Annotated in this window: 16 protein-coding genes and 1 other RNA gene; 4 read left to right on the top strand and 13 right to left on the bottom strand. The window is 74.7% G+C overall.

Annotation, left to right across the window (positions count from 1 at the left end):
* Positions 1-300: 300 nt before the first annotated feature.
* From AC07DA_RS25510 to AC07DA_RS25525, 4 genes are all read right to left on the bottom strand, one after another.
* Positions 301-1,308, bottom strand: coding sequence for a hypothetical protein (locus AC07DA_RS25510; protein ID WP_479130521.1), 1,008 nt, complete (start codon positions 1,306-1,308; stop codon positions 301-303).
* 166 nt (positions 1,309-1,474) lie between these two features.
* The gene (locus AC07DA_RS25515) at positions 1,475-2,440 is read right to left on the bottom strand and encodes a LysR family transcriptional regulator (RefSeq protein WP_479130522.1); all 966 of its coding nucleotides are present in this window, start codon (positions 2,438-2,440) and stop codon (positions 1,475-1,477) included.
* A 33-nt stretch (positions 2,441-2,473) separates the two neighbouring features.
* Positions 2,474-3,280 carry a hypothetical protein gene (locus AC07DA_RS25520; protein WP_479130523.1) on the bottom strand — a complete coding sequence of 269 codons (807 nt, stop codon included), beginning with the start codon at positions 3,278-3,280 and terminating at the stop codon, positions 2,474-2,476.
* Positions 3,281-3,291: 11 nt separating this feature from the next.
* Positions 3,292-3,537, bottom strand: a complete 246-nt coding sequence (locus tag AC07DA_RS25525) for a hypothetical protein (protein WP_309094133.1) — start codon at positions 3,535-3,537, stop codon at positions 3,292-3,294.
* Positions 3,538-3,847: 310 nt separating this feature from the next.
* Here AC07DA_RS25525 and AC07DA_RS25530 point away from each other — a divergent pair, with 310 nt between their 5' ends.
* Together AC07DA_RS25530 and AC07DA_RS25535 are read left to right on the top strand one after the other, a co-directional pair.
* Complete coding sequence (locus tag AC07DA_RS25530; RefSeq protein ID WP_479130524.1) at positions 3,848-5,056, top strand: MFS transporter; 1,209 nt, start codon at positions 3,848-3,850, stop codon at positions 5,054-5,056.
* A gap of 696 nt (positions 5,057-5,752) precedes the next feature.
* The gene (locus AC07DA_RS25535; RefSeq protein WP_479130525.1) at positions 5,753-6,718 is read left to right on the top strand and encodes a LacI family DNA-binding transcriptional regulator; all 966 of its coding nucleotides are present in this window, start codon (positions 5,753-5,755) and stop codon (positions 6,716-6,718) included.
* 48 nt (positions 6,719-6,766) lie between these two features.
* Here the strand turns inward: AC07DA_RS25535 and ssrA are convergent.
* The 5 genes from ssrA to ftsE all read right to left on the bottom strand — a co-directional run bounded on the left by ssrA (position 6,767) and on the right by ftsE (position 10,666).
* Positions 6,767-7,154: a transfer-messenger RNA gene (gene ssrA / locus AC07DA_RS25540) on the bottom strand.
* A 99-nt stretch (positions 7,155-7,253) separates the two neighbouring features.
* A complete protein-coding gene (gene smpB, locus AC07DA_RS25545; RefSeq protein WP_479130526.1) occupies positions 7,254-7,736 on the bottom strand; it encodes an SsrA-binding protein SmpB in 483 nt (160 codons plus the stop codon).
* Positions 7,737-7,782: 46 nt separating this feature from the next.
* Positions 7,783-8,949, bottom strand: a complete 1,167-nt coding sequence (locus AC07DA_RS25550; RefSeq protein ID WP_479130527.1) for a S41 family peptidase — start codon at positions 8,947-8,949, stop codon at positions 7,783-7,785.
* A 68-nt stretch (positions 8,950-9,017) separates the two neighbouring features.
* The gene (gene ftsX / locus AC07DA_RS25555) at positions 9,018-9,935 is read right to left on the bottom strand and encodes a permease-like cell division protein FtsX (protein ID WP_383335840.1); all 918 of its coding nucleotides are present in this window, start codon (positions 9,933-9,935) and stop codon (positions 9,018-9,020) included.
* A 41-nt stretch (positions 9,936-9,976) separates the two neighbouring features.
* Entirely contained in the window at positions 9,977-10,666 is a 690-nt protein-coding gene (gene ftsE / locus AC07DA_RS25560; RefSeq protein WP_003990615.1) for a cell division ATP-binding protein FtsE, read from the bottom strand.
* Between the two features lie 235 nt (positions 10,667-10,901).
* Here ftsE and AC07DA_RS25565 point away from each other — a divergent pair, with 235 nt between their 5' ends.
* On the top strand, positions 10,902-11,093 hold the full coding sequence (locus AC07DA_RS25565; protein ID WP_094052195.1) for a hypothetical protein: 192 nt from the start codon (positions 10,902-10,904) through the stop codon (positions 11,091-11,093).
* 131 nt (positions 11,094-11,224) lie between these two features.
* Here the strand turns inward: AC07DA_RS25565 and AC07DA_RS25570 are convergent, their stop codons facing one another.
* From AC07DA_RS25570 to AC07DA_RS25585, 4 genes are all read right to left on the bottom strand, one after another.
* On the bottom strand, positions 11,225-11,833 hold the full coding sequence (locus AC07DA_RS25570; protein ID WP_479130528.1) for an LPXTG cell wall anchor domain-containing protein: 609 nt from the start codon (positions 11,831-11,833) through the stop codon (positions 11,225-11,227).
* Positions 11,834-12,120: 287 nt separating this feature from the next.
* On the bottom strand, positions 12,121-13,227 hold the full coding sequence (prfB, locus tag AC07DA_RS25575) for a peptide chain release factor 2 (protein WP_479130529.1): 1,107 nt from the start codon (positions 13,225-13,227) through the stop codon (positions 12,121-12,123).
* Between the two features lie 1,032 nt (positions 13,228-14,259).
* On the bottom strand, positions 14,260-15,507 hold the full coding sequence (locus AC07DA_RS25580; protein ID WP_479130531.1) for a serine/threonine-protein kinase: 1,248 nt from the start codon (positions 15,505-15,507) through the stop codon (positions 14,260-14,262).
* A 122-nt stretch (positions 15,508-15,629) separates the two neighbouring features.
* Positions 15,630-17,339 carry a serine/threonine-protein kinase gene (locus AC07DA_RS25585; protein WP_479130532.1) on the bottom strand — a complete coding sequence of 570 codons (1,710 nt, stop codon included), beginning with the start codon at positions 17,337-17,339 and terminating at the stop codon, positions 15,630-15,632.
* Between the two features lie 362 nt (positions 17,340-17,701).
* Here AC07DA_RS25585 and AC07DA_RS25590 point away from each other — a divergent pair, with 362 nt between their 5' ends.
* Positions 17,702-22,219, top strand: a complete 4,518-nt coding sequence (locus AC07DA_RS25590) for an FHA domain-containing protein (protein ID WP_479130533.1) — start codon at positions 17,702-17,704, stop codon at positions 22,217-22,219.
* Positions 22,220-22,391 lie beyond the last annotated feature (172 nt).

Raw genomic sequence — 22,391 nt, forward strand, 5'->3', positions numbered from 1 at the left:
GTGGTGCGGGGACGGTGGTGCGGCGGGAGTTCGGGTCTGGGTCGCGGCGCGGTGGCGGCCCGGGCCGCGGATCGGTGTCACCGGACGGGCGGGCGGGGCGCGGGACGGCACCGGCGGAGGGCGGGGTGGGGTGTGCCGCCGCCCGCTCCTGGGGCCGCGGCGGTGGCAGGGTCCCTGCCGCGCGGCCGCACGCCCGGGGCGTCGTACCGGCGATGTGCCCGGAGCGCTCCCGGCGCCGCCGCCCGGCCGTGGCCCGGCGGGCCGGAGGTCACACGGCGGCCGTCGTCGACGACGGCGGGGCTAGGCCGCCGGTGTCCCGGTGACGGGCACGGGCTCCGCCGGGCCGCCGGCCACCGTGTCGGGGTCGCCTCCGCCGTCGCCGGTTCCCGTGGTCGTGGTGGGCTCCGGCGAGGTGCCGCCCGTGGGCGTGGGATCGGTGACCGGCGTGCTCGGCGGGTCGGCCGGCTTGCTCGGGGCCGGGGCGGTGGCGCCGGTGCCCGGGGCGGGTGTGCTCCGGGTCGCGGTCGGCGTGGGATCGGCGGACGTGCCGGAACGGCCGGAGCCGGCGGTGGCCTCCGGCCGCAGGGCGCTGGGGCCGGACGAGGGCACCGTCGTCTCGCCGGTGGTGGGCGTGCCGCTCGGGGCGGTCGCGTCGGTACCGGTGGCCGGTGCCGACTCCGCGGGCAGCGACGGGCTGTCGACCTGCCCGGCCGGCGGGTTCTCCTTCTGGCCGGGCACGGGCAGCCAGGGCGCGTTGGAGTTGCCCGACATCAGCGTGGCGACGATGACGACGGCGTAGACGCCGCAGACCAGTGCGATGGCCATGCCTATCCGGCGGAAACGGCGGCTGCGGCGGCCGGACTCGTCGACGAAGACGGGCCGGTCGGCGGCGGGGGCGAGACCGGGGCCCTCCTTGACCTGCCGGACGAAGCCGTCCCCGAGCTGCACGGCGTCGAGCTGGACCGTGACCTCGTGCGGATCATGCGTGTGCTCGGCGGGGCCGGGAGCGGAACCGGGTCCGTCCGGGTCGCCCTCGCCCGGCTCCTGCCAGGGATCGCGGACGGCCGGCCGGGCCCCTTGGGAGGCGGGCACCGCGGTAAGCGAGTCGGCCTCGCCCTCGCTCTGCCGGGGAATGCCGCGCAGGATCTCGGTGCCGGCGGGCAGGCGCGCGCCGGTCACCCGGACGTCGTCCTCGGTGAAGACCTGCGTGGCTCTGCGGTCCCGGCCTGTGCCGTCCGCGGTGAGTTCACCGGTCGCCGTAGCGGCCTCGGGCCATTCGGGTTGGGCGTCTTCTCGCCACTTTGTCACGCGCACGCACTTCCCCCCACGGGATGGTTCCAGGTGCGCTTTCGACCTGAGCACCCGTCGTCGGACCGGGCCCCCACCCGTCCGAGCGCCCCCTATTACCACACCGTGCTCAGGCGTCGAATGTAGCGCACGCGCAGGTTCTGTGTGTGGGCCGTGTCGAATCGTGTCAGTCGTGAGACGCCATCACGACATGATCGGCGGCTGGAATCCATCCCCCCGAGGGCCGCCTCAGCCACCCTTCCCGTGCCGCGAGGCGGGCCGCCGCCCGGCGCAGCGCGTCGAACGCGGGGTGGGTCAGGCCCCTGCGCCACACCAGCGACACGGGCGACAACGGCACGGGATCGACCAGCGGCCGCAGCACGGTCGACGGCAGGACGGGGAATCCGACGACGGCGAGGACCGGGTGGCGCGTCCTTGCCATGATCCGCTGGAACTCCTCCTCCCCGACGGCCAGCGGCGCGGGTGGCGCGAGCTCGATCCCGCGTCCCTCGAAGAGCAGCCGCGCCAGGCCCGTCCACTCCGGTGTGCGGGGATTGCCGGCGCCCGCGTAGACGGTCTCGCCGGCCAGCTCGGCGAGCGGCACCTCCGCCGCCCCGGCGAGCCGGTGGTCCTCGGGCAGCACGACCGCCATCGGCTCGTAGCGCACCGGCTGGTGGTCGAGCCCGGTCCGCAGGGCGGGGTCCAGTCCGGCGAACCGTCCGAACGACGCGTCCAGCCGGCCCGCGAGCAGTTCACCGGCGGCCCAGGTCAGGCCGCTCTCGTAGCGGGCCATCAGCTCGTGGCCGGGAGCGAGTTCGCGTGCCAGGTGCAGCACGCGGCGCGGTGTGACCAGGCCCGGGGAGTTGAGGTCGACGAGCAGGGGCCGGGCCTGGCCGAAGGCGGCGAGCAGGTCGTCCTGGGCCCGCAGCACACGCCGGGCGTACGGCAGCAGCCGCTCCCCGTCGGGGGTGAGCGTCACCTGCCGGGTGGTCCGCACGAACAGCTCGGCGCCCAGTTCCCGCTCCAGCCGCCGCACGTCCCGGCTGAGCGCCTGCTGCGCCAGGTGGAGGCGGAGCGCGGCTCGCGTGAAGTGCAGTTCCTCGGCGACGGTGACGAAGGCGCGCAGCAGACGCGGGTCCAGGTGGGCGGGCATGCCGTGAACCTACAGCGGCCCACGGCGCGCGGGTCAGGGGTCGGCGAGCTGTCCCCGGGCCTCGTTCTCGCCCTTCGGCGCGTCCCCCGCGGCGGGCGACGGCGTCTGGCCCACCCGGTGCCGGGGCACCGACCGTACGGGCGGACGCGTCAGGGTGATCTGCCGGACGACCTGCTGGAAGCAGGCCAGTGCCGCGATGCCGGGCAGGGCGGCCGCCGCCGTGCCGAGCACGGTCCTGGGCGCCTGGGCGACACAGAGCAGCACGGCGACGCCGGAGAAGACCAGCACGACGGTCCAGGAGTGCGCGGCACGGCGCTGGTGCAGCGCGGCCCGCAGCACGGACAGCGAGGCCACCAGCCAGGGTCCGTACACCAGCAGGGGCCACCAGGTGCGCAGGCCGCGTTCCGCCGGGGACGCGGCGACCAGGCGCAGCGGGTCGTAGGCGACCATGCCGCTCAGGAGGCTGACGGCGGTGGCGATCACGGCCGCCAGGGCGGCGACGAGGAAACTGGTGGTGCGCAGCAGGCGCGGGGCCTTGCGGGTGCGCACCTTGCGGTGGCGCCGGGGGACGTCCCGGACGGGCGGGAGCTCCTCGGTGATGTCCTGGAGCCGTCTCATCCGCTCGCCGCCGGGCGCGGGGACGGGTTCCGCGGCTGCCGCGGGCGGTGGCTCGTCGCGCGGCACGGGGACGCGCGTCGCCTCCTGCTGGAGGGCCTCTTCGAGGATGAAGGCCAGTTCCTCGGCCGGGTCCCAGGTGGGGTCCGGCGGAGTCAGCGGGGTGATGAAATCCCGGGTCGGCGCCCGGTGCCGTCCGGTACCCTCGATTCCGTTGTCGTACATGACGTGGCCCGCTATTCCGCGAGGGCGAAAGCGGGCCATTCCGTCGCACTGATCCACCGTCGGGCGAGATCCTTTTCCAGGTCGCTCATGGCGTCGATGAAATCGCGCAGCACCGGTTCGGTCACCTGCAGCGTGACCGGACAACCGCCTCTGGTGAGCGTGCCGTTGACGGTGGCGGACGAGTGCGCCGGTGCCGGAATGTAGGTGTATGGGCCGAGCGTTACCGCCCAGCCGTCTTTCCTGGTCGCCTCGGTCATGTACCGACTAACCGTCGGCCCACTTCGGCGGATGCGCGGCAAACGAGTGAAGGATTTTCCCGAATCAACATCTTTTCCATGCGCGATGAGGAGCATTAGGAATCTCCATATCGCTGTATGAAGAACAAGGAGCGAACGTTTTCCGCCAGTGTGTTTTCGGCCCGGCCGACGGGGTGGTGCTCCTGGCAGGCGGGGCGGTGCTCCCTGGCCGGCGGGGCGGTGCCCCGGTGCGGGATTCACAACCCGGGTGCGTGAGTCTGTATCGAACAGGTGTTGGACGGCTTGATCACCGCCGGGCGACGGTGGGCACATGCCGCATCTCGCCCCCTACCGCGACCTGTTCCGCCTGCCCGGCACCCGGGCCTTCACCGCCGGGAACCTGATCGCCCGGCTGCCGATGGGCATGTTCAGCGTCAGCGCGGTCGTCATGATCGCCGGGACGCGGGGCTCGTACGCCCTGGCCGGTGCCGTCACGGCGACGGGGCTCGCGGCGACCGCCGTGGTCGCGCCGTGGACCGCGCGGCTCGTGGACCGCCACGGCCAGGCCCGGGTGGCGCTGCCCGCCACGGTGATCGCCGTCCTCGGCTCCCTCTCCCTGCTGCTCTGCGTCCGCCACGACGCCCCGGACTGGACCCTGTTCGCCTCCTACGCCACCACCGCCACCACCCCCAACACCGGCGGCATGTCCCGGGCCCGCTGGGCCCACCTGCTGGCCGGCGACCCGAAGGGCCTGCACACCGCCAACTCCTTCGAGCAGGCCGCGGACGAACTGTGCTTCATGCTGGGCCCGGTGCTGGCGGCCTTCCTCTGTGGGGTGCTGTTCCCGGAGGCGGGCACGCTCGTCGGCGCGGTGCTGCTGCTGACCGGCATGGTGCTGTTCACGAGCCGGCGCGCGACGGAGCCGCCGGTCCGGCGGCACCTACCCGGCAAGGCGCCGCTGCGCTCCCCCGGCATGCCCCCGCTGCTCGCGGTCTGCCTGGCGATGGGCGGGATCTTCGGCGCGACCGAGGTGGTCACACTCGCCTTCGCGGACGCCTCGGGGCACCGCACGGCGGCCGGTGCCGTGCTGGCCCTCCAGGCGGCGGGCTCCTGCGCGGCGGGCCTGCTCTACGGCGCCGCGGGACCGGCCGGGCCGCCCGCGAGGCGGCTCGCCCGCTGCGTGGCCGCGATGACCGCGCTGCTGACCCTGCCCCTGCTCGCGGCCGCGCTCACCGGGTCCCTCCCGATCCTGGCGGCGGCCCTGCTGGTGGCCGGGATGGCGACGGCCCCGACGATGGTCACGACCATGACACTGGTCCAGCGGCACACCCCCGAGGGCCGGCTCAACGAGGGCATGACCTTGGCGGTGACCGGCCTGCTCGGCGGCATCGCAGGCGGCAGCGCGCTCGGCGGCTGGACGGTGGAGCACGCGTCGGCGGCGGCGGGCTACGCGATCCCGGTGGCGGCCGCCGCCCTGGCCCTCGTCCTCACCCTGGCCGGTGTATCGAACCGCTTCACCGATCACCGCAGACCCCATTGACGCCCTCTCGCACCCCGCATACGTTCGTCCGTCGAAGCGCTTCGACGTCGGGCCACCGGGACAGTGAGGGACCCCCATGAACTCCACCGACGGCTGCCGGCTGCCGCGGGCGCGTGTCACCGCGGCGGATGCGGCGGCGGTGACCGGCCCACGCCGGGCCCACGAGCGGCATGGCTTCACCCGGGTGCCGCTGCCGGTCCGGGCGGGCGCGGTGCTCCTGGCCGGCGCACGGGACGACCGGCTCCGGTCCGGGGCCGCGACGGAGGGCGAGCGGCCCGCGGACCACGACCGCGACCACGACCACGACCACGGAGACACCCGGCGGACCTGGCGCGGCGAGCCGCCCCCCGCCCGAACCCTGCGCGACGAGCCACCCGGCTGCGCACCACACGACGAGCCGCCACCCCACCGGGCACCACACGACGAGCCGCAGCGACCGCCCGGCTGGGCACCACGCGACGAGCTGCCACCCCACCGCATACGGCACGCCCAACCGCCACCCCACCGGACACCACACGCCCAACCGCGCCCCCACCCGGCCCCGCCCAACGAGCCGCCGCCCGGCCGAACCCTGCGCGACGAGCCGCCCGGCCGGGCCCTGCGTGGCGGGTCGGCGGGTCCCGGGAGTCCGGTCGTCGGCCGCCGCCGGGGTCGGGCGGCGGTCCGGTGCGCCCGCCCGGTGCCGGAGTCGGCCTGATGGTCAGGATCACGGACGTGGCGCGCCGGGCCGGGGTCTCCCCGAGCACCGTGTCGTACGCGCTGAGCGGCAAACGCCCCATCTCGGCGGCCACCCGGCGGCGCGTGGAGGAGGCCGCCCGGGAGCTGGGCTACCGTCCGCGGCCGGACCCGTCGGCGCACGGCGCCTCGCACGTCCTGGCCGTGGCGGCTCCGCTGCGCGGCGGCGTCCACCTCCCGGCGGTGATGCGGCTGACGCAGTCGGTGGTGACGGCGGCCCGCGGGTACGACCACGACGTGCTGCTCCTCACCCACGAGGAGGGATTGGACCGCCTCGGCGGACACGTCCCGGCGGACGCGCTGCTGGTCGTCGACGTCGGTCTGCACGACCCGCGCCTGCCCCTGCTGCGCTCCCTGCGCCGCCCCGCCGTGCTGGTCGGCCTGCCCGCCGACCCGCCCGGTGTGCCCTGCGTCGACCTGGACTACCGCGCGGCGGGTGAGGCGTGCGTGCACCACCTGGCCCGCCTCGGCCACCGCGCCGTGGCCCTGGCCGGCCCGCCGCCGGAGGTCTATCTGCGCCAGACCGCCTCGGCGCGCCGCCTGGTCGAGGGCTTCACGGCAGCCGCCGACCGGCACCGCCTGGCGTCCTCGGTGCACCCGGCCGAACCGGCGGCGGCCCAGGCGCTCGCGGAGCGACTGCTGCGCGCCCGTCCCGCCCCGACGGCCGTGGTCGTCCAGAACGACGCGCTGCTGGTCCCGCTGCTCACGGCCTTCCGGCAACGCGGCCTGCGCATCCCCCAGGACCTGTCGGTCCTGGCCGTCGGCACCGACGTCCCGGACACGGTCTCGGCCGTCACCGTGCCCTCGGCGGAGCTGGGCACGCTCGGGGTGGAACTCCTGCTGCGCGAACGGACCGGCCCGCCCGTGCCGGAAACGACCCTGCTGCCGCCGCGGCTGACGGAGCGGGGCAGCACGGGCCGCGCATGACGAAGGCCCCGCCGCTCGGAAGCGACGGGGCCTTCGCCCACATGGGATGAGTGGAGATGGCGGGAATCGAACCCGCGTCCAACGGTGCAGAACCAGGGCTTCTCCGTGTGCAGTTCGCTGCGATTTTCTCGGCCCCGGCGATCACGCGAACAAGTCGCCGACGGGCCCAGTCACTGTTTGATTTCCCATCGAGCCCCGTGACCGGGCTCGATGGTTTAGTTCCCTAGCTTATGCCAGGATCCGGGTCGGGAACACTCCCGGGCTGACACCCATTAGGGTCCTTCAGTCACTGCTTATCAGGCAGCGAGGGCGAAGGACTGGGAATCGCGCTTGGTGTTGGCGATTATTTTTTGCGACATATGGTTTACGAGATCATTGCCGCTTCCTCGACACGCTTCCCCTGCTTCGACAGCCGCTGTCGAAACCGATCATCCCCATGTTGTGTTGACAATCCCCTCCGGAGAGGGGTGCGTACCCGCTGTGGGGTGCGAGCACCATCGTACGTGACCAACGCAGGTCGGTGCCAGCGTATTCCCTACGCCCTGCGCTGCCTCCGCTTCACCGCCGCGATCGCGCGGTCGGCCTCCCGGCGGTCCTGCTTCTCCCGCAGCGCCTGCCGCTTGTCGTACTCCTTCTTGCCCTTCGCCAGCGCGATCTCGACCTTGGCGCGGCCGTCCTTGAAGTACAGCGCGAGCGGCACGATGGTGTGGCCCGTCTCGCCCGACTTCGACTCCAGCTTGTCGATCTCGGCACGGTGCAGCAGCAGCTTCCGCTTGCGGCGGGCGCTGTGGTTGGTCCAGGTGCCCTGGGTGTACTCCGGCACGTGCACGTTGTACAGCCACGCCTCGTTCCCGTCGAGCTGCACGAAGCCGTCGACGAGCGACGCCCGTCCTTGGCGCAGGGACTTCACCTCGGTCCCGGTGAGGACCAGACCGGCCTCGTAGGTGTCGATGACGAGGTAGTCGTGCCGCGCCTTCTTGTTCTGCGCGATCAGCTTGCGCCCTTTTTCCTTAGCCATAGTGCCGCCCATTTTCGCACCACCGAGGGGGTCGGCGGGAAGCGGATTACGAGGAGGTCGCCAGGCCCCGCAGGACGGTCTCGGCCCGCTGGAGGGCCCCTTCGCCGGCTTCCAGGTCGGGCGTGATGCCCCGGCCGTCGACCCCGCGGCCGGACGGGGTGCGGTAGTGGCCCACGGTCAGCTCCGCGACGGAGCCGTCGGGCAGCCGGCTCGGCATCTGGACCGAGCCCTTGCCGAAGGTGCGCGAGCCCACGACCAGCGCGCGCCCGCGGTCCTGCAGGGCTCCGGTGAGGAGTTCGGCCGCGCTCATCGTGCCGCCGTCGACAAGCACGACCAGGGGTTTCGTGGTGTCGCCGCCGGGCTCGGCGTGCAGGGCGCGCTGGGCGCCGTCGACGTCGTAGGTGGCGACCAGGCCGCCGTCGAGGAAGGCGGAGGCGGCGGTGACGGCCTCGCGGACCAGGCCGCCGGAGTTGCCGCGCAGGTCGAGGACGACGCCGCCGGGCGGGGCCTGCCGGACGGCCGAGCGGACCTGCTCGCCGGAGCCCTTGGTGAAGGTGGCGACCTCGATCACGGTGACCGGTCCCGCGCTCTCGCGGACGGTGACCGAGTCCGTGGACAGCTGGGCCCGGCGCAGCGTCTCGGTCCACGCGCGCGTGCCGCGCTCCAGGCCGAGGCGGACGGTGGTGCCGGCGGGGGCGTCGGTGGCGTCCCCGCGCAGTAACGAGACCACCTCGGTGACCGGCCGTCCGTCGGTCCTGTGGCCGTCGACGCTGCGCAGCACGTCCCCGGGGCGGATACCGGCGGTGGCGGCGGGCGAGCCGACGCGCACCCTGGTCACCTCGATACGGCCGTCGCGCTCACTGCGGGCCCACAGGCCGACGCCGGTGTACTGGCCGTCGAGGGCGTCCTCGAACTCCTCGTACTCGCCCTCCGAGTAGACGGCGCCCCAGCGGTCGCCGCTGCGGCTGACGGCGCGTTGCGCGGCCTCCACGGGGGACTTGCCGTCCGCCATGGCTTCCTCGGCCGCCCTGCTGATCTCCGCGCGGCGCGCGGCCGGACTCGCCGAACGGGCCTCGTCCGGCGCCGGCTTCCGGTCGCCCTGGGGCAGCGCGCCGGTGGCCGCACCGGCGACGAGCACACTGGCGAAGACCAATGTCAGGGCGGCCCCACGGCGGATGCGACGGGGCTGACAGAACGGGTCACGACCTGACATGCCGGTGAGTCTAGGACAAGGGGAAGGGCCGTACGGTCCGTTGACCGTACGGCCCCTCTTGGCATGCGTCACACCTTCAAGTACTTGCGCAGCGCGAAGAACGCGGCCAGCGCGGGCATCAGCAGGCTCGTGGCGAGGATGAGCGGCAGCTTGGTCAGGACGGCGTCCCAGCCGATGAAGTTGATCAGTGTGAGCTGATCCGCCAGGGCCAGTCCGTGGTCGATGATGAAGTACCGCGCGACGAGCAGGAAGGCGCACGCGAGGGTGCCGCCGATGAGTCCGGCGACCGCGGCCTCCATGATGAACGGCGCCTGGATGTAGAAGCCCGAGGCGCCGACCAGGCGCATGATGCCGGTCTCGCGCCGCCGGCTGAACGCCGAGACGCGCACCGTGTTGACGATCAGCATCAGGGCGACGACGAGCATCAGCGCCATCACCGCGCGCGCGGCCCAGTTCATGCCCTCCAGGAGCTTGAACAGGTTGTCCAGGGTCTCCTTCTGGTCCTGCACGGACTGCACGCCGTCCCGGCCGTTGAAGGCGGTGGCGACCACCTGGTACTTCTCCGGGTCCTTCAGCTTGATGCGGTACGACTCCTGCATCTGGTCCGGCGTGAGGGAGGCGGCCAGCGGGGAGTCGCCGAACTGCTCCTTGTAGTGCTTGTACGCCTGGTCCTGCGACTCGTACGTGACCGTCTGGACGACGTCCATCTTGTCGAGGTCGGCCTTGATCTGCTTCTTCTGGTCCTCGGTCACCGCGCCCTTGGCGCAGTTGGGGTCGGACTCGGCGTCGCTCTTGTTGCAGAGGAAGATCGAGACGTTGACCTTGTCGTACCAGTAGCCCTTCATGGTGTTGACCTGGTCGCTCATCAGGAGCGACCCGCCGAACAGGGCCAGCGACAGGGCGACGGAGACGATGACGGCGAAGGTCATCGTCAGGTTGCGGCGGAGACCGACGCCGATCTCCGACAGGACGAACTGGGCGCGCATGGCGGCTGGTTATGCCTTTCCGTGGATCTCGGGAAGCGGTCTCAGTGCTGGTAGCCGTAGACGCCGCGGGCCTGGTCGCGAACGAGGCGGCCCTTCTCCAGCTCGATGACGCGCTTGCGCATCTGGTCCACGATGTTCTGGTCGTGCGTGGCCATCACCACAGTCGTGCCCGTCCGGTTGATGCGGTCGAGCAGCTTCATGATGCCGACGGAGGTCTGCGGGTCGAGGTTGCCGGTGGGCTCGTCGGCGATGAGCAGCTTCGGCCGGTTGACGAAGGCCCGCGCGATGGCGACGCGCTGCTGCTCACCACCGGACAGCTCGCCGGGCATCCGGTCCTCCTTGCCGCCGAGCCCGACGAGGTCGAGCACCTGCGGCACGGACTTGCGGATCTCGCCGCGCGACTTGCCGATGACCTCCTGCGCGAAGGCGACGTTCTCGCCGACCGTCTTGTTCGGCAGCAGCCGGAAGTCCTGGAAGACCGTCCCCAGCTGGCGCCGCATCTGCGGCACCTTCCAGTTGGAGAGGCGGGCGAGGTCCTTGCCCAGGACGTGCACCTGTCCGTGGCTGCACCGCTCCTCGCGGAGGATCAGCCGCAGGAAGGTGGACTTTCCGGAGCCGGAGGACCCCACGAGGAAGACGAACTCGCCCTTCTCGACCTCCAGGGAGACATCTCTGAGGGCGGGGCGGGTCTGCTTGGGGTAGACCTTGGAGACGTTGTCGAATCGGATCACGGATGCACCACGGGTCGCCGGGGGTAGATGAGCGTGACCATACGCGACCCGGGCACGGCACCGCAGTCACCGGTCGCGGTTGCGCATCGGTTGTGCCGTTTTGTACGTCCCCCCGGCGGGGCGGGAACCGGGTGAGCGGCGCGCGCCCTCCGCGGGAACCTGGCAGAGTGGAGGGGGAACATTCCCGCCCCCACGAACGTTGGACACGTGGAACCGTCGCAAGGAGGGCAAGCGCATGACGTACGACCGGCTGGTGTGCGCGAACTGCGCGGCCCCCGTGAGCGAGGGCCGCTGCCCCGTGTGCCGCGCGAACCGCGAGCGCCTGCAGCAGGAGAACTTCCTCGCGGGCCTGAGCCCGATGGCGCTGATCGCCCTGCTGACGGTGCTGATCGCGGCCGTGGCCCTGCTGGCGCACCAGACGGCGTGACGGCGTAGCTCCCCGGACGGCTTGGCCATCCGGGAGCCGCCCGCAGACGGACATCACATGGCTGAGGGCCCGGAGCGTGCTGCTCCGGGCCCTCAGCGCTGTGCGCACGGTCCGTGCGGGCGCGGCTGCCGTCAGGCGGCAGCGCCGCCCCGGCCGCCCATCAGACGCGGCAGGACGCGGAAGCCGACGCCGCCGGCGATCATCGTGGCGGCGCCGATCACCAGGAAGGTGGTCTGGGCCGCACCCGTCTCGGCGAGCTCCGGGCCGCCGGCCTGGGCCTGCGGGGCCGGGGTGTTGTCCGAGCCGGTGTCGGTGAGGGCCGAGGAGCCCTGCTCCTGGGTGGAGGCACCGCCGGCGGGGTCGGCGATGTTGCCACCGCCATTGCCGCCACCGTTGCCGTTGCCGCCACCGTTCCCGCCACCGTTGCCGTTGCCGTTGCCCGGGTTGCTCGGCTCGTCCGTCGGGTCCTCGGTCGGCTCGGTGGGCTCGTCCGTGGGCTCGACCGGGGGCTCCTCGGTCGACGGCGGGTCCGTCGGGAGGCCCGTCGGGATGCCGGTCGGCTCCTCCGTCGGCGTGGGCGTCGGGGACGGGGCCGGCGACTCCTCGGCGCACAGGATCCCGAGCACGCAGTCCTCGGTCTCGGCGGCGGATGCGGCACCGGCGGCGGTCAGCGAGGCACCGGCGGCGATCACGGCGCCGGCCGCTATCCGCGCGACACGGATCCGCGTCTTCTTCGTCATGTGGTTGCTACCCCCAGTAGCTCATCGTCATTAGGCAGCGTCGGGGCTGTGCTCGACGGGGACGGCTGCGGTGAGGGCCCCCGGTTCACATGCGCCCCAGAGACACGCATGCCGCGCTTCACCCTTCCCACTTTTCAAAGGCACGTCAAGGCCGTTTGCGGGTGCCATGTCCAACTACGGGGGCTATGCCGGGACTCTGAGCGTGTGAGTGTGATGCAAAACCCAGACATGCGGGCACAGAAAAGGCAACTGCCGCCCCACCGGCGGCAGTTGCCTTGTCGACAAACTTACTTCTCCTGCTGCTTGCGCCAGCGAATTCCGGCCTCCAGGAAACCGTCGATCTCGCCGTTGAACACGGCCTCGGGGTTGCCGACCTCGAACTCGGTGCGCAGGTCCTTCACCATCTGGTACGGGTGCAGGACGTACGAACGCATCTGGTTGCCCCAGGAGTTGCCGCCGTCGCCCTTGAGGGCGTCCATCTTGGCCTGCTCCTCCTGACGGCGCCGCTCCAGCAGCTTGGCCTGGAGGACGTTCATCGCCGTGGCCTTGTTCTGGATCTGCGAGCGCTCGTTCTGGCACGAGACCACGATGCCGGTCGGGAGGTGCGTGATGCGCACGGCGGAGTCCGTGGTGTTCACGCCCTGGCCGCCGGGGCCCGAGGAGCGGTAGACGTCGATGCGCAGCTCGGACTCGTCGATGTCGACGTGGTCGGACTGCTCGACGACGGGGAGCACCTCGACACCGGCGAAGGAGGTCTGGCGCCGCCCCTGGTTGTCGAAGGGCGAGATGCGCACCAGCCGGTGCGTGCCCTGCTCGACGGAGAGGGTGCCGTAGGCGTAGGGCGCCTGCACGGAGAAGGTGGTCGACTTGATGCCGGCCTCTTCCGCGTACGAGGTCTCGATGAGCTCCGTCTTGTAGCCCTTCTGCTCCGCCCAGCGCAGGTACATCCGCTGCAGCTTCTCGGCGAAGTCGGCGGCGTCGACGCCACCGGCCTCGGCGCGGATGTTGACCAGGGCCTCGCGGGAGTCGTACTCGCCGGACAGGAGGGTGCGGACCTCCATCTCGTCCAGCGCCTTCTTCACGGCGACCAGCTCGGACTCGGCCTCGGCGCGGGTGTCCGGGTCGTCCTCCTCCTCGGCCATCTCGAAGAGGACGCTCAGGTCGTCGATGCGACCGCGCAGGGCCTCGGCCTTGCGCACCTCCGCCTGGAGGTGGGACAGCTTGCTGGTGATCTTCTGCGCCTCATCGGGGTTGTCCCACAGGGACGGCGCGGCCGCCTGCTCCTCGAGCACGGCGATGTCTGCCCTCATCTTCTCGAGGTCCAGAACGGCCTCGATCGACTCCATGGTCGAGGAGAGGGACTTGAGCTCTTCGGATACGTCGACGACTGCCACGCCCTCCAGCGTAACGGCTCCGCCCGGCGACCATGCCCGGGCGCCGTCCCGGACGGCCCGGCCCCCGCCCGCCGGGACACCCCGGCGGATCACGGAGACCGTGGCCGCACGTCTCCCGACTTCCCGCGCCGCCCGGCCCCCCTACGACACCCGCCGGTCTGCGACGCCCCGCCCCGTGGGATACGGGCGTCCCGCGCCGCCCGGCCGCTCCGCGACGCACGCCGGTCTGCGACACCCGCAGGTCTGCGACGCCCCGCCCTGCGCGACGCGGACGTCCCGCGCCGCCCGGCCCTGCTGCGAGCCCGTCGGTCTGCGCCGCTCTCCCTGTACGACCTGTCGCCCTCTGCGACGTGCGGCGGGCTGCGAGTCCCGTCGTCTGCGACCGGCGCCTGTGTCGGCGTCCGGTCACCCCGCATCGGCGCCCGAGATCGCCCCGTGTCCGCGTGCCTGGGATCACCCCGTGTCCGTACGCCCGAGGTCCCCCGTGTCCGTACGCCCGAGGTCCCCCGTGTCCGCACGCCCGGGACCCCACGTCTCCGCACGCCCGAGGTCCCCCGTGTCCGTACGCCCGAGGTCCCCCGTGTCCGTACGCCCGAGGTCGCCCCGTGTCCGTACGCCCGAGGTCGCCCCGTGTCCGCACGCCCGAGGCCGTCCCGTGTCCGCACACCCGGGCTCCCACATGTCCGCACGCCCGAGGTCGCCGCGTGTCCGCCCGCCCGAGGTCGCCCCGTGCCGCACGCCCGGGATCCCCCGAGTCCGCACGCCCGAGGCCGTCCCGTGTCCGCACGCCCGGGACCCCACGTCTCCGCACGCCCGAGGTCCCCCGTGTTCGTACGCCCGAGGTCGCCCCGTGCCGCACGCCCGGGATCCTCCGAGTCCGTACGCCCGAGGCCGTCCCGTGTCCGCACGCCCGGGACCCCACGTCTCCGCACGCACGGGATCCCCCGAGTCCGCACGCCCAGGGACCCGTGTCCGGGTGTCCGAGGACCCGTGTCCGGGTGTCCGGCGTCGCCCCGGGTCCGCGACCGGGGGTCAGGGGGACTGCGGTGCCGAGTTCCTCGTGTCCTGGGGAGGGGTGTCCGTGTCGTCGCCCGACGAGGTCAGCCAGGCCCCCACACCGACCGCCGCCGCCAGGGCGACCGCGCCCGCGCCCAGGGCCACCCTGCGGCGGCGGGCGACGGCGCGGTTGCGGGCCGAGCCCGGGCGCGGGGCGCCGGGGGTGCGGGGCGCCCGGGCCGTGCCGTGGGCGCCGCCGGCCAGCTCGTCGGGGGCCGGGACGCGCATCGAGGTGTGGGTGTCGCGGTTGGAGTCGGCCGGTTTCGCGCCCGGCACCAGGGGGACGGCGCCCCGGCGGCGGACCCGCTCCCCGGCCGGTACCGGTCCGGCGGGCGGTACCTCGCGGTCGGCCTCCTCGGCCTGCTCGGTGTCCGGCTCGTCGACCTCCAGCGGCGGCATGCCCGCCAGCATCGGCAGCAGCTCGCGCAGGCGCGCCCCGAGCTCGGAGGCGCGCAGCCGGGAGGCCGGGGCCTTGGCCAGGCACTGCACGAGCAGCTGCCACAGCTCGTCGGGGATGCCGGGCAGCGGGACGACCGTCTCCGTGACGTGCCGGCGCAGGACCGCGCCCGGATGGCCGCCGCCGAACGGGGTGAAGCCGGCCAGCAGCTCGTAGAGGACGGTGGCGAGGGCGTAGATGTCGACGGAGGCGCGCGGGGGCAGGCCCTCGACGATCTCCGGGGCGAGGTAGTCCGGCGTGCCGATGATCTTCGTGGCCTTGGTGCGGCGCGGGGTGTCGATCAGCTTCGCGACGCCGAAGTCGGTGAGCAGCGCCCGGTGGGAGCCGCCCGGGCCGAGCGGGCCCTGCATGTCCAGCAGGACGTTCTCCGGCTTGACGTCCCGGTGCACGACCCCGGCGGCGTGGGCCGCGGCGAGCCCGTCGGCGATGTCGGCGGCGATCGCGACGGCGGCCTCGGGGGCGAGGCGCCGGTCCCGGTCCAGGCGGGTGCGCAGGTCCGTGCCGCGGACGAGGTCCATGACGAGGGCCAGGTCGTTGCCGTCGACGACCAGGTCGCGCACCGACACCACGTGCGGGTGCTCCAGGCCGAGCAGGGCCGTGCGCTCCTGCACGAAGCGCCCGACGAGTTCCTGGTCGGACGCGAGGTCCTCGCGCAGCAGCTTGATGGCGACGGGGCCCTCGGGACCCTCGCCCAGCCACACCGTGCCGGCGCTGCCCCGCCCGAGGATCTGGTGGGCGGTGTACCGGCTGCCGATCTTCCGTGCCAAGGCTGCTCCTACCGACGCGTGTTGTCGCCAAAACTACGCGTCCGAGGAGCCAACCTTCACCGCGGGGACGGAAATCACCCGCCAGGTGTCGACAAATCACCAACCCCGCCGGGCGGTTCGGGTCAGTTCGTGCCCGAACCGCTCCCGCCTAGCTTCTCGATCCAGCCGGTCACCGTGGAGAACCAGTCGGTGAGCTGCTCCCAGTAGCCCTTGGTGGTGCCGATCCAGTCCTGGAGCGGGCTCAGTTCCCAGATCAGCCAGCCGGCGACGAACAGGATGACGATCGTGAACAGGCAGCCCTTGAGGCAGCCCAGGCCGGGGATGCGCATCGGGTTGGCGCTGCGCTGCCGCGGCTGCCGGGGCTCACGCTGGGGCCGCTGCGGCCGCTGGGGCTGGGCCGGGGGCGGCGGCGGGCTGTAGCGCTGCGGGGGCTGGGGCCGCTGGGGCTGCGGGGCGTACTGCTGCGGCTGTTGCTGTTGCTGTTGTTGTTGTTGCGGGTGGCCGTAGCCGGGGCCGGGCGGGGGTGCCTGGCGGCGCGGGGGCTGCTGCTGCGGCCGGGCCACCTGGCGCTGGGGGCGGCGGCGCAGCGGGTCCTCGTTCGGGTCGAGGTACTGCACCTGCGTCTGCTCGTTGCGGTCGCGGGCCGCGCGCAGCTGGTTCTGCCAGGGGTGCGGGTCCTCCGGGCCGCCCTGCTGGTTCTGCTGCCCGGGGTGGCCGGGCGCGCCCGGCGGGACCGGCGGCATGACGGCGGTCGGGTCGGCCGCGCGGTGGGGCAGGACGGCGGTGGGGTCGGCGGCGCCGGCCGGGCCGGCGGTGTGCGGCAGGACGCTGGTCGCGGCGTTCGGGTCGTAGGCGCCCGCGCCGTGCGGCAGGACCTGGGTCGGGTCGGCCGCGCCGGGCGTGTCCGGCACGGGCGCGGGAGCCGGGTCGGGCGCCAGGAGCGCGCCGACGCCCTCGGCGGCGGCGATCTGCGCGGAGTTCGCGTGGACGCCGATGCCCTCGGCGACGACGCGCAGACCGCGGGCCAGGTTCTGGGCGCTGGGCCGCTCGTCCGGGTTCTTGCGCAGGCAGCGCTCGATGACCGTCCACAACGGGTCCGGGACCGTGGAGGGGCGGCGCGGCTCGGCGCTCAGGTGCTGGTGCAGCACCTCGAGGGCCGAACTGCCGGCGAACGGCGGACGGCCGGTGACCAGCTCGTACAGCAGGATGCCGGCGCCGTAGATGTCGACGGCGGAGGTCTGCGGCCGGCCCTCGGCGGACTCGGGGGCGACGTACGCGGGCGTGCCGACGAACTCCTGGGTGCGGGTCAGGCCCGGGGAGTCGGCGAGGCGGGCGATGCCGAAGTCGGTCAGCAGCGGGTGCATCTGGCCGTCGTACTGCTTCAGCAGCACGTTGGCCGGCTTGAGGTCGCGGTGGACGACTCCGTCGGCGTGGCTGGCGGCGAGCGCGTCGGCGATCTGGGCGGTGAGCAGCGCCGCGGCGACGGGTGTGAAGGGCCCGTTCTCGCGCAGGAAGCGGTGCAGGTCGGGGCCCTCGACGAGGTCCATGACCAGCGCCAGGAGCTCTCCCTCGACCACCAGGTCGCGGACGCGGACGATGTTCGGATGGGTCAGCCGGAGCAGGACGGAGCGCTCCCGCAGGAACCGCATGACGATGTCCGGGTCGCCGGCCAGTTCCTCCTTGAGGACCTTGATCGCGACGGTCTCGCCGGGCTGTCCGGGCACGGCCGCCTCGGCGCCCGCCGTCTCGCGCTGGCGGGCTCGCCAGACGGTGCCCGTGGCGCCGCGTCCGAGCGGCTCCTCGAGCAGGTACTTGCTGCCTACCGGCCGCACGTCATGCGCTCCCTGGTGCTTGCCTTGCCTGCTGGCCTGTCCGACCCACTGTAGTGCCGGGCCGGTCAGGACCGGAGTGTCGTCTTTCTGTGCGTCTTACGTATCCGCTCTCACACGCGTTCGAAGGAAAGACGCTCACCTCGGTCTTGTGGTTGCCGGGAACGAACGTGACCGATCTCAACACGACGCCTGTGGGTCATCTCTCAGGCACTTTTGCGGGCAGAGCCGACCAATCAAGATCACCTTTTCCGGAGCGAGGGGCGCGGTGTCAGTGGCAGGTGCGAGGATGCCTGCAGTACTGGCCGACGTGCCGGGGCGGGGCGGGGGGCTCCGCGCCCGGGCAGAAGGGACCGCTGACGGCGATGCAGATCCGGCTGACCGTCGTAGATCCGCTGGGCGCATCGGCTCCGAGGCGAGACCGCGCCCCACGCAGCGACGTCCTGGTCACGGCACCGGCCGGTACGGCGCTCGCGGCGGTGGCCTCGGCGCTCGCCCAGGCGGTCTCCGGCGGGGACGGTTCGGGCACGCCGGTGCTGTACGCCGGGGAGCAGCGGCTCGACGCCCAGCGGTGCACGCTCGGCGAGCCCCCGCTGACCGACGGTGCCGTGCTGTCCGTGGGCGCGCCCGGGGAGCCGGAGCCGCATCCCGAGTGGGACGGGGCGCCGGCCCAGCTCCAGGTGGTCGCGGGCCCCGACGCGGGCGGCGTCCATCTCCTGCACGGCGGCGAGATCCGCATCGGCCGCTCCGCCGACGCCGACGTGCCCCTCGACGACCCGGACGTCTCCCGGCTGCACTGCGCGGTGACGGTGGGCGCGGACGGCCGCGTCTCGGTCGCCGACCTGGACTCCACGAACGGCACGACGCTGGACGGGGCGCGGGTGGGCGGCCGGGCGGTCCGTTTCGCGCCCGGGGCGCTGCTGCGCATCGGCGAGTCGGCACTGCGGCTGGCGCCCGCCGGGGGGCCGGGCGGCCGGGTGGAGACGACGCCGGACGGGGAGGGGCACGTACGCGTCCCCGGACCCGCCGGGGACGACGTGCCCTCGCCCGCGATCGGGCCCGCGCCCGCCGCTCAGGACGTTCCCCGGCCCGCGCACGGGTCCGCCGGTCGGGACGTGCCCCCGCCGGCGACCGCGCACGGGGCGGACCCGCGGCCGCCCGCGCCCTCCGGCCCCACACACCACGCCCACGGTGCGGCGGCCTGGGCCACGCCCGGTTCCTCGGGTCAGGCCTCCGGTGCGGCCGTGGTGCCGGGCCAGGGCGGTGCGCCACGGATCGAGAGCGAGGCCCGGACGGCCGCGGAGGGGACCCGGCCGGGAAGCGCCGGGCCCGCGCACGCCTCCCCGGTCGCCCTCCCGCCGGAAGGCGGCCCGCGGGCTCCCCGGCAGCGGGGTGCGGCGCCGTCGCCGGGCGGTGACACGGACACGCACGCGGGACGCTCCGGGGCCGGGGCGTTCGGCGAAGCGCCCTCGCGGCACCCCGGCGCCGGTCCCGAGGCGCGTACGGGGGCTGTGGACGAGGCCGGGCGGCCTCGTGCCGGTGCCGTAAACGCGGGGCGGCCTTCCACCGTCGGGCGGCCCGCCGGTGCAGGACGGACCCATGCCAGTGCCGTGGACGGTACGGGGTGGCCTCGTAACGCGGACGCGGACGAGGCCGGGCGTCCTCACAGCGGCGGCACGGACGGCACCTGGCGGCCTCGTGCCGGAGCCCCGGACGGAGCCGGTCAGGGCGTGGTCCCTCCCCCGAGCACCGGCGGACCGGCCGCCCGCCACCCGGCGGCCGCGCACGACGGTTCCGGCACCCCGGCCCGCCCCGACGAGACCGCCGCCCGGCAGGACCCCTACGGGTCGGCGGCCCCCACCGGCGCCCCGGTCCCCGGCGACGAGCGCGTCGGCCGTGGCCGGAAGGGCACCCCCCTGCGGGGCACCGACGTGCCGGCCGGGACGCGCCGCCGGGGCGGGCTCGGAGCCTGGGCCCGGCGATGGGCCGGAGGACGTGCGGAACAGACCGCGCAGCCGCGCGGGACGTACGACGAGGACGAGCCGGCCGGGACGGCCCCGGCGGGGCACTCGGCGGGGACGGTCCCGGCCGCGCCCGAGACCTGGCCGGATCCGGCCGCACTGCTGCTGACGGCCCTGGGGCCCGGCCCCCGGCTGTGGGAGCGCGGGCCGGGTCACCCCGAGGCGCTCGCCGTACGGCTCGGCACGGCGGACCGGGCGGCCCCGGACGGCTCGGGCCTGTTGCCCGCCGTGCCGGTGACGGCCGGGCTGCGTGAGGTCGGCGCGCTGGGACTGGCCGGGCCGCGGGCCCGCCTGTCCGGACTGGCCCGTGCCGTCCTGGCCCAGCTCGCCGCGCTGCACTCCCCCGACACGCTGGAGATCGTCCTGATCACGGCGGACCGCTCCCGGCCGCTGGAGGAGCGCACCGCCGAGTGGTCCTGGCTGGGCTGGCTGCCCCATGTCCGCCCGGGGCACGGGCAGGACTGCCGGCTCCTGCTGGCCCACGACCGCGAACAGGCCGCCGCCCGCACGGGCGAGCTGCTGCGCCGTCTGGAGGACCAGCTGGCGGAAGAGGCGGCGCGGAGGGGCACGGCCGGGAGCGGCCACGTCCCCGGCCCCCGTGGCTCCGGCTGGCACGCCCACGGGTCCGACGGCACGGCCGCCCCCACCCCGCACGCCCACGGAAGCGACAGCCCGGCAGGCCGCACCACCGGCCCGGACCGGCCGCTGCCCGGCGCGCGGACCCCGGACGGCACCCGCCCCGCCGACACCGCTGCCCCTCCCGCCCACGGCACGCACGCCCCGAGCCACCCCGCGGACCGGCCGCTGCCCGGCGCGCGGACCCCGGACGGCACCCGCCCCGCCGACACCGCTGCCCCTCCCACCCACGGCACGAACCACCCGAGCGGCGGCATGCCGGGCCCGGGCCGGCCGCTGCCCGGCGCCCCTGTTTCCGCGGCCCGCGGAAGCGACGGCCCCGGGGACCGCGCCGCGGGCGCACGCACGGCACAGCCCGGCACGCGGGCCCCCGGTGCCCACCAACCCGGCGCCCCCGGGGCGGCCCGCACCCCGGGCGTGCACCCGCCGACGGCCTCCGGCCACGCCCGCAACAACCCGACGGCCACCGGCCATCCCCACGACACCCCGGCGGCCCACGGCCCCGAGGTCACCGGCGCCGGCGCCATCGGCCCCACGGACACCGGTGGTCACCCGCTGGCCCAGTCCCGGCCCGCACCCACGCCGCCCTCTTGGGCCCGGGACGACGGCGCCACGCCCGCCGCCGCGCACGGCTTCACCGGGCCGTACACCGTTCTCGTCGTGGACGGCGACCCCGGTGGAGCCGATCTGCGGGAAGCCGTGGCGCGGCTCGCCGTGGACGGGCCCCGGGCCGGGATTCACGTGATCTGCCTGGCCGAGACCGCCGCCGCCTCGCCCGCCTCCCCCGTGACCGAGACCTACGAGGCGGCCTGCGCCGCGGCCCCGGCCTTCCGCCAGTGCGGCGCGGTCGCGCTGCTCAGCGGGGACGTGGCCACCGCGCTGCGGCTGATGCGTGTCGCCGGGGTCGGCGGGGACGGCACGGCGCCGGGTCCCGTCGGGCACGGCACCATCGCCACCGTCGACGCCGTCTCCCCGGCCTGGGCCGAGCGGTTCGCGCGGGCGCTGGCGCCGCTGCGGACGGACGGCCCGGCCGCCGACCGGCAGCCGCGCGTCTCGGCACCGCTGCCGCAGGCGGCCCGGCTCCTGGACGAGCTGGGCCTGGCCCGCGCCACCCCGGCCTCGCTGATGGCCCGCTGGGCGGACGCGGCCGACGACGCCGACGCGCTGGGCGGCCGGGCCCGCGCGGTGCTCGGCGCCGGACCGCGCGGCCCCGTCTGCGCGGACCTCGCGGCGCGGGGACCGCACCTGCTGATCGAGGGCCCGCCGGGCAGCGGCCGTACGGAGCTGCTGCGGGCGGTCGTCGCGTCCCTGGCCGCCGCCGAGCGGCCGGACCGGCTCGGCATCGTGCTGGTCGACGGCCGGGGCGGACCGGGCGCGGGCGGCGGGCCGGGCGACGGACTGCGGGTGTGCACGGACGTCCCGCACGTGAGCACGTACCTCACCGCCCACGACCCGGTGCGGATGCGGGAGTTCGCGCAGTCGCTGAGCGCCGAGCTGAAGCGCCGGGCCGAGCTGCTGGGGCGGACCGACTTCGCCGAGTGGCACACCGGGCGTGAGCTGTCGGGCCGTATGGTCGCCCAGCGCACGGCGCCGGTCCGCGGCGCCCGGCCGGGTGACACCGTCAAGGGCGCCGGGGACCTGGACAGCCCCTCCAGTTCCACCCTGCGGCTGCGGCCCGGCGGGGCCCGGAGGCAGACGGAGGCGGCGGCACCGCCGCTGCCCCGGCTCGTGGTGGTCGTGGACGACCTGGACGCCCTGGTCTCCCCGGCCCTCGGCTCGACGGGCCGCCCCGCGGCCGGTTCGGTGATGCGCGCCCTGGAGGCCGTGGCCCGGGAGGGCGAGCGGCTCGGCGTGCACCTGGTGGCGGCCACCGGCCCGTGCGCCCGCACGGCGGAGACGGAGCCGGCCCGCCGGGCCACCCTGCGCGTCACGCTCGACGCCCCCGCCCCCGGCCCGGACGAGCCCGCTCCCGGCCGGGGCAGCCTGACCGGCGCGGACGGGCGGGTCACGCCGTTCCAGGGCGGGCGGGTCACCGGCCGGATCCCCCGGACGGCGACCCTGCGCCCCACGGTCGTACCGCTGGAATGGCACCGCATGGGTGACCCTCCGGCCCGGCGCCCGGTGCGGGAGCTCGGAAACGGCCCGACCGACCTGGCACTGTTGGCCAGCGCGCTGGAAAGGGCGGCGCGGGAGGTCGCGGCGGCGCGGGTGCCGTCCCTACTGTGACGGGGACGGCCGTCGGCCCCGCCCGGCGTCGCGGGGCCGCGTCCCTGGTCACGAGGGAGTCACGATCTCCCGCTTGACACGCGACGCCATCTTGCCGCCCCCGCACACCCGGGCGTAGACCAGATCGCACGGGAGCGCGCTCGACGTTCGACGAGGAACGAAGAACGGGGCA

This window comes from Streptomyces sp. NPDC044921 (assembly GCF_056432865.1).